At 39.9% G+C, this 7,528-nt stretch carries 8 protein-coding genes; 4 read left to right on the plus strand and 4 right to left on the minus strand.

All coding sequences use genetic code 11. The annotated features are described in order from the left end of the window. Positions 1-67 precede the first annotated feature (67 nt). Entirely contained in the window at positions 68-1,069 is a 1,002-nt protein-coding gene (locus F0475_RS08420; protein ID WP_155716294.1) for an ROK family protein, read from the minus strand. A gap of 132 nt (positions 1,070-1,201) precedes the next feature. On the opposite strand from F0475_RS08420, the gene F0475_RS08425 reads away from it, so the two are divergent. From F0475_RS08425 to F0475_RS08440, 4 genes are read left to right on the plus strand one after another with little or no spacing between them, the layout of a single operon-like run. Beyond that, the gene (locus tag F0475_RS08425) at positions 1,202-1,888 is read left to right on the plus strand and encodes a LysE family translocator (RefSeq protein WP_155716295.1); all 687 of its coding nucleotides are present in this window, start codon (positions 1,202-1,204) and stop codon (positions 1,886-1,888) included. Between the two features lie 22 nt (positions 1,889-1,910). Beyond that, on the plus strand, positions 1,911-2,519 hold the full coding sequence (locus tag F0475_RS08430) for a DUF4924 family protein (protein WP_018909888.1): 609 nt from the start codon (positions 1,911-1,913) through the stop codon (positions 2,517-2,519). 13 nt (positions 2,520-2,532) lie between these two features. Continuing rightward, positions 2,533-3,417, plus strand: a complete 885-nt coding sequence (gene rfbD, locus F0475_RS08435) for a dTDP-4-dehydrorhamnose reductase (protein WP_155716296.1) — start codon at positions 2,533-2,535, stop codon at positions 3,415-3,417. A 14-nt stretch (positions 3,418-3,431) separates the two neighbouring features. After that, positions 3,432-5,000 (plus strand): peptide chain release factor 3, encoded by a 1,569-nt coding sequence (locus F0475_RS08440; RefSeq protein ID WP_155716297.1) that lies wholly within the window; start codon positions 3,432-3,434, stop codon positions 4,998-5,000. 571 nt (positions 5,001-5,571) lie between these two features. Here the strand turns inward: F0475_RS08440 and F0475_RS08445 are convergent. From F0475_RS08445 to F0475_RS08455, 3 genes are all read right to left on the minus strand, one after another. Beyond that, a complete protein-coding gene (locus tag F0475_RS08445) occupies positions 5,572-6,633 on the minus strand; it encodes a relaxase/mobilization nuclease domain-containing protein (protein WP_155716298.1) in 1,062 nt (353 codons plus the stop codon). After that, positions 6,617-7,048 carry a plasmid mobilization protein gene (locus tag F0475_RS08450; RefSeq protein ID WP_155716299.1) on the minus strand — a complete coding sequence of 144 codons (432 nt, stop codon included), beginning with the start codon at positions 7,046-7,048 and terminating at the stop codon, positions 6,617-6,619. The genes F0475_RS08445 and F0475_RS08450 overlap by 17 nt, the downstream gene beginning before the upstream one ends. Before the next feature lie 382 nt (positions 7,049-7,430). After that, the coding region (locus F0475_RS08455) for a DUF3408 domain-containing protein (protein WP_155716300.1) at positions 7,431-7,528 on the minus strand (98 nt) is incomplete at its 5' end.

Below are 7,528 nucleotides of genomic sequence, written 5' to 3' on the forward strand. Positions count from 1 at the left end.
TTCTATGCAAATATAGATATACGAACTTAGGCTTTACCTTTTATATATTAAGTCGAATATCTTTAAATTACAACTCCCATCCAATAGCAGATGCACCAAGAACAGCTGCTGCGGCATCATCAAGTGAACTTACCAAGAACTTTGGCTTATCACGGAAAATCTCCAAAGCATTCTCTCTATAAGCACGAATTAATGGCTCCATCAACAAGTCACCCGCTTTTGTTAAACCTCCAAAGAAGATAAATGCTTCAGGAGAAGAGAATGTCGCAAAATCAGCACATGCTTCACCTAACATCTTTCCAGTAAATTCATATACACGCTTTGCAAGTGCATCACCACGACCTGCTGCAATAGAAACATCAAGAGATGTAATCTCATCTATATTCAACTCACGCAATAAAGAATCTTCGTCACTCTCTTTTAGGAACTCACGAGCAGTACGTGCAACGCCAGTTGCAGAACAATAAGCCTCAAGACAGCCTGTACGACCACAACCACAGCTACGTCCCTTTTCGCCACGAACCATAATCACGTGACCAAGCTCACCGGCAAAACCATCTGAGCCATAAACCATCTGACCATTAATCACAATACCAGAACCTACGCCAGTACCAAGGGTAATCATAATGAAATCCTTCATTCCACGTGCAACTCCATACTGCATTTCACCGATAGCAGCAGCATTAGCATCATTGGTAAGACCAACAGGAATACCTAACTTCTCTGAAAACATATCACCCAATGGCACAACACCATCATGTCCCCATGACAAATTTGGTGCAAATTCTATCGTACCACGATAGAAATTACCATTAGGAGCACCAATACCCATAGCACGGAATTGTCCTATTCCACCATACTTTGCAATAAGTGGCTTCAATGCTTCAACACCAGCCTCTACAAAGTCATCTACTGTTTTATAGGCCTGCGTCTTAATTGAATTTGTCGCAAGTACCTGTCCACGCTGATCAACGACACCGAAGACAGCATTTGTTCCTCCCAAATCCAAGCCAATAACAAATGGCTTTTCTAAACCAGTTACAACTGGTTTCTGTTCTGTTACGTCCATATGACCTACTAAGTTTTTAGTTTAATTATACTTGGAGCAAAGTTATGAAAAAACTAGAATACCACAAAGTTTTGTTAGGTAAATTTGTTTTTCTCACATAATTTTTGCAATTTTGCACCCAAAATAACAAGCATGCAATTTCCTATTCAATTAGATATACTGGATTTTATCTTTAAAGGTTTGTTGATTGGTATTATCGCATCAGCACCTATGGGTCCAGTCGGAATATTATGTATTCAGCGTACTTTAAATAAAGGACGTTGGTATGGTTTTATAACAGGTATTGGCGCTGCCGTTAGTGATACTATTTATGCTCTTATAGTTGGTTTAGGTATGAGTTTTATCATGGGGCCTTTACAAAACCCTACTTATAAACTCATACTCCAAATATCAGGGAGTGTCTTACTCTTATTATTTGGACTTTATTGTTTTAAGTCAAATCCAATGAAGAAAGTACACCAAAGCGGAAAGACTAAGGGTAGTATTTTTCACAATGGATTGACCGCATTTCTCGTAACATTCTCAAATCCATTGATCATCTTCCTATTCATGGCTTGTTTTGCACAATTTGCTTTTGTACAACCAGGGCAGACGTTTGAGATGATTGTAGGTTTCGCTTGTATCCCAGCAGGAGCATTATTATGGTGGTATGGTTTAACATGGCTTATCGACAGAATTCGAGGAAAGTTCGATGTCAATGGTATTCTTATAATAAATAAGGTGATTGGTTCTATTGTTATTTTATTTTCGATTATCATGCTCTTAGGAACGGTATTCAATCTTTATCACCTTCCTACGGTCGATGGTCTGATGAAATAAATACAAATAATAGGTATTTTATATGTTTGTTGCAAAAGAATTAAGAAAAAAGAGTGTAGCAGAATATCTGCTTTATATGTGGCAGATTGAAGATATCATTCGAGCTTATGGATGTTCACTCACAAGAATACGTACCGAATATATTGATCAATTTCAATATACTGACGAACAAAAGGAAGAAGAGGAGGATTGGTTTGGTGATCTTGTAAGAATGATGAATCAAGAAGGTTGCCGTGAGGGAGGTCACTTACAGATTAATAAGGTCTTGATGCAAGGACTTACAGAACTTCATAAAGAGTTACTCCAATCTTCTAAGTTCCCTTTTTATTCAGCAGAATATTATCGTGTCTTACCTTTCATTGTTGAACTAAGAGGTAAGACTAAACGTACTGCTGATAAAATGGCAAAGACAAATGACAATCGATTGAAGGATGTAGCTTCTCAACTTTCAAAAAGTGAAATAGAGACATGCTTTGACTTGCTCTATGGAGTCATGATGCTTCGCCTACAAAAGAAAGAGATTACACCAGAAACAGAGCGTGCCTTAAAAGAAGTAACAACTTTTATTGGTATGCTATCCGACTATTACATAAAGGACAAGACAGAGGGGTTAGACTTCGGTGAAGAATAAAAATAATAAGGGTATGAATATTTTAGTTACAGGTGCAAATGGACAACTCGGTAATGAGATGCAGATTGTATCTCAAAAGAGTAAAGACAAGTATATCTTCACAGACGTATGTGATGGTTATACTAAGTTAGACATCACTAATTTGGAGGCTATACGCAAAATGGTGAAAGACAATGATATTAAATGTATCATCAATTGCGCAGCTTGGACAAATGTTGACAAAGCAGAAACTGCAGGCGAGATTGTTGAGACGCTCAATGCTATTGCTCCTGAGAATCTTGCGATTGCAATGAAAGAAGTAAATGGTTTACTTGTTCATATCAGCACTGATTATGTCTTTGGAGGCGACCCTTATAATACTCCTTGTAAAGAAGACATGAAAGGTACTCCGACAGGCGTATATGGTTTAACCAAATTACATGGCGAACAAAAGATTCAAGCAACAGGAGTGAAACATATCATCCTCCGTACTGCCTGGTTGTATAGCGAATTTGGTCATAACTTTGTTAAGACAATGATTAATCTTACAGCAACAAAGCCACAATTGAAAGTTGTTTTTGACCAATGTGGCACTCCAACTTATGCTGGCGATTTAGCTGATGCTATCTACGATATTGTCGAGCAACGCAAATATGAAGGAAACAATGGTATCTATCATTTCTCTAACGAAGGTGTTTGCAGCTGGTATGACTTTACTATTAAGATTGCAGAACTTGTTGGCAATCGTAATTGTGATATACAACCTTGCCATAGTGATGAATTTCCATCACCTGTTACACGCCCAGCCTATTCTGTACTTGACAAGACAAAGATTAAAGAAACCTTTGGTATTAAGATTCCTTATTGGGAAGACTCATTAAAGAAATGTATCAAAGGATTACAAGAACAAGACAAATAACATAAAGAATTTAAATGAACGAAATAGAACGCAGACGAACTTTTGCCATTATCTCACACCCTGATGCTGGTAAAACTACATTGACAGAGAAATTCCTGCTCTTCGGTGGACAAATTCAAGTGGCTGGTGCTGTTAAGAACAATAAGATTCGTAAGACAGCAACATCTGACTGGATGGATATTGAAAAGCAACGTGGTATATCGGTGTCAACCTCTGTGATGGAGTTCGATTACGAGGGGTATAAGGTAAACATTCTAGATACTCCTGGTCACCAAGACTTCGCCGAAGATACTTATCGTACTCTAACAGCTGTGGATTCTGCCATCATCGTTGTCGACTCTGCAAAAGGTGTTGAGGCACAAACGCGTAAGTTAATGGAAGTTTGCCGTATGCGTAACACGCCTGTTATCATTTTCATTAATAAGATGGACCGTGAAGGTCGTGATCCTTTCGACGTATTAGATGAATTGGAGGAAGAACTTCAAATCAGTGTGCGTCCATTATCATGGCCTATCGGTCAAGGTCAACGCTTTAAGGGTGTATATAACATCTACGAACAACAATTAAACCTTTTCACACCCAACAAGCAACGAGTTACTGAGAAGGTGGAAGTAGATATCAACTCTAAAGAACTTGAAGAGCATGTTGGTGTCGAATTCTCTGAACAACTCCGCAATGATCTCGAATTGGTTAATGGGGTCTATCCAGAATTTGATGTTGATGGCTATCGACGTGCAGAAGTGGCACCAGTATTCTTCGGCTCTGCCTTGAATAACTTCGGTGTACAGGAACTCTTAAATTGTTTTGTAGAGATAGCTCCAAGCCCACGACCAACGAAGGCAGAAGAGAGAATCGTAGAACCTACAGAGCCAAAGTTCACAGGCTTTATCTTTAAGATTACCGCCAACATCGACCCTAACCATCGTAGTTGTATTGCTTTTTGCAAGGTTTGCTCTGGTAAATTCCAACGTAACCAGCCCTATTTGCATGTACGCAATGGCAAAACAATGCGTTTCTCCTCCCCTACTCAATTTATGGCACAGCGCAAGAGTACGGTAGAAGAGGCTTACCCTGGAGATATTGTTGGTCTCCCAGACAATGCTGGGGTATTCAAGATTGGTGATACTTTAACAGAAGGCGAATTGATTCACTTCCGTGGTTTACCAAGTTTCTCTCCTGAGCTCTTCAAATACATTGAGAATGATGATCCTATGAAGTCTAAGCAATTCCTTAAAGGTATTGAGCAATTAATGAACGAAGGTGTAGCGCAATCATTCGTTAATCAATTCAATAATCGCCGTATTGTTGGTACTGTTGGACAACTACAGTTCGAGGTCATCCAATACCGATTGGAACACGAATATAATGCGAAATGCCGCTGGGAGCCAGTTCATCTATACAAGGCTTGCTGGATTGAAGCTGATGACGAAACGGAACTAGAGAATTTCAAGAAACGTAAGTATCAGTACATGGCAAAGGATAATGAAGGGCGTGACGTCTTCCTCGCTGATTCCAGTTATGTTTTGAGTATGGCTCAACAAGACTTCGAACATATTCGTTTCCACTTCACAAGTGAGTTCTAGATTAGGAAGACAATATTAGCTTTATACACGCTTATAAAGCTAATTGTTGATATAAAGGAAATACTTTCCCCACATAATATAGTTAAGGGCTGAAATCCTCATTGGGATGTCAGCCCTTCTGCTATATTCACCCTATACCCCACTTTCCACATCAATGATATGCCCTTCTCAAATAAAGAGGAGTTCCCTTTGGTAACTATATTGCCATAAACACAAAATAATTAGTATCCTAATCGTTCTCTGTTAAGTATCTCTACCATGTAAAAGGAAGAACAAGTATTCAGAGCTTTATTCTATCGTTTTATACACGCCTGTATAATCAGTTATACATCACGAGATAATTTCTAAAATGTATCTAATTGAAAATAAAGAAGTTACCTTGCTATACAAACTAAACAGGTAACGATTTGGAAACGAGCGAAGTGCCATTAACCGCAGGTTTCTGCATCAACAAAGAACGCTTGTTATTCTGTTTACAAAGATAATACTTTATTACCGAATAACAAGCGTTTTTAATGAGATATTCTTCTTTCTGCATTTTTGTAATGCTGATTTTGTCGCTGTAATGGGATTATAATCCTCGTCCTCGCTTCTTCTTTCTGTTGGCTTGATATCTGAGTCTGCGCTGCCACACAGCTTCGGCATAGTCATCGCTCTGTGTGGATGGTGTAATCAAATCGCCCAACCCTTCCATTAGTTCATCGGCTGCACTAACAATGGTGTCTGCTACTGCACCAATGGGATTCTGTACTTGTGAGGTATCATTTTCTCGTGAGATAGAGGAACGGCTTGGAGGTACGAGTTGGTAACCTGTATCAGGTTGTTCTTTCTTTTCTATTGGCTCTTGTATCGTTTGGTGTGGTTTCTTCTGTTCTTCCTTGTTGGTTGTTTCAAAGTTCTTCTGCAAGGAATGGTAGCCGAACTCCCTGCCTATCTCGGAAGCTTTGAATGTCTGTCCACAGTAGGAGAACTTCAAACCATAGACCTTGCTCTGCTTGTTCTTCATACGCTCTATGGTTACTCCATGCTTGTTCAACTCATAGAGGAACATAGAATGTCCTGTGATACCTGTACTTTTGTACTTTTCAAGTAGGGCATAGCATATTCTTTGTAGTTCTCTCTTTGTTTCCTCTCTTGTGGGATTGGCTTTTGCTTTCTGATGTTTCCTTTCAGCTTTGATTTCCTTGGCGATGGTCAAGCCTTTCTCTCTGCTGATTTCCTCTGTTATCTTTGCAGCCTTGTTGCTTACGAATGTGGTGTCATAGACTTCGCCGTATAGGCTGATACGGTTGGCGATAATATGGATATGTCTGTTATCTGTATCCTTGTGCGTTACCGCCACCCATTGGTGGTTGTCAAGTCCCATTCGCTTGGCAAACAAATGGGCTATCCCCATAAGCTCGGATACAGGCAGTCTTTTCTCATCTTGTGGTGCGATGCCTATTTCAATACGGAGGAACTTATTCCTGCAACGGCTGTTATAGTCGCTGACCATCTTCATTTCCTCGTAGATAGTCTTCGGCTCTGTGCTGCAAAGATTGTGGAAAGCAAGCCGACTGCCGAGTTTGCCTTCCCTAAATATATAGTCCAAAGCCGTGCTACCATGCGCTATCGCCTTACACTTTCCTATCATCTCTCTTCATATTTAAGACCTTATATATCTCATCGTCTACACGAAATTTGGGGTCGTAGAATCGCTTAAATGCTTCTTTGGCACATAAGGAAAGGTTCTTAGTGATATGTACCCACCTTTCATCCTTAACCTTGATAAGGTTAGAAATCTGCCCATAGAACCGTCCTGTATGCTGAAGTATGGCAATGGCTTCCCTTTCATTGTCGGTCATCTTGGGAACGGCTGCCACCTCTCCATTTAAGAGTATCTCACGGCAGTAGTCGGAGAACTTACGTCCCGCACTTTCCGCCTTTGACTTAATACGTTGCTTTTCCTCTAAGGTGCATCTTACTTTGATGAACTCTGTCTTGTTCATCTTCTGCTCTTCCTTATTCTGTTGCTGCCATTTGGCAGTCTTTTTATTATATCTGTTCATATAAGTTTCCTTGAAAGTTAATCATTGCAGATGATTCGTTGTTGCTTAATTCCCGAACACTGACCGATGAGAACGTAGTGATTACGGTCTTATCTCCCCGACAATCTAACGAGGGGAGCTGGGCGCAGTTTGTGGGTACAAACTGACGTCTTGCAATGCTACCGAACAAACCATTTACGCTTAAAACATTTTATAGCCTAAAAACGAATGCCGTGCATTCTATGACTAACTGCGTTCGTGGCATTCTCACAGAGAACTAAACCGAAGAAAAAAAGGTAGACCCTTTTAGCAAAAAAGGTAGACCTATTTGCCTGAAAAGGTAGACCTATTTTGAAGAAAGGGTAGACCTTTTCCCAGAAAACCGTCTACCTTTTCTTACGGCTTACAGTCTTCTCCATTTCTCTATGTCTTCACCATATTCCTCCAGATGCTGACGCACGATGTTCTCAACAAAGCTTGAAAGGTTGCTGCCCCTGTCGC

Source organism: Prevotella vespertina (assembly GCF_009728485.1).
Lineage (GTDB): Bacteria > Bacteroidota > Bacteroidia > Bacteroidales > Bacteroidaceae > Prevotella > Prevotella vespertina.

What these genes read in the sequence shown, in the direction of transcription:
- F0475_RS08450 (WP_155716299.1), bottom strand. Translation starts at nt 7,048, where the DNA reads ATGAACAGATATAATAAAAAGACTGCCAAATGGCAGCAACAGAATAAG.
- F0475_RS08445 (WP_155716298.1), bottom strand. Translation starts at nt 6,633, where the DNA reads ATGATAGGAAAGTGTAAGGCGATAGCGCATGGTAGCACGGCTTTGGAC.
- F0475_RS08430 (WP_018909888.1), top strand. Translation starts at nt 1,911, where the DNA reads ATGTTTGTTGCAAAAGAATTAAGAAAAAAGAGTGTAGCAGAATATCTG.
- F0475_RS08440 (WP_155716297.1), top strand. Translation starts at nt 3,432, where the DNA reads ATGAACGAAATAGAACGCAGACGAACTTTTGCCATTATCTCACACCCT.
- F0475_RS08420 (WP_155716294.1), bottom strand. Translation starts at nt 1,069, where the DNA reads ATGGACGTAACAGAACAGAAACCAGTTGTAACTGGTTTAGAAAAGCCA.
- rfbD (WP_155716296.1), top strand. Translation starts at nt 2,533, where the DNA reads ATGAATATTTTAGTTACAGGTGCAAATGGACAACTCGGTAATGAGATG.
- F0475_RS08425 (WP_155716295.1), top strand. Translation starts at nt 1,202, where the DNA reads ATGCAATTTCCTATTCAATTAGATATACTGGATTTTATCTTTAAAGGT.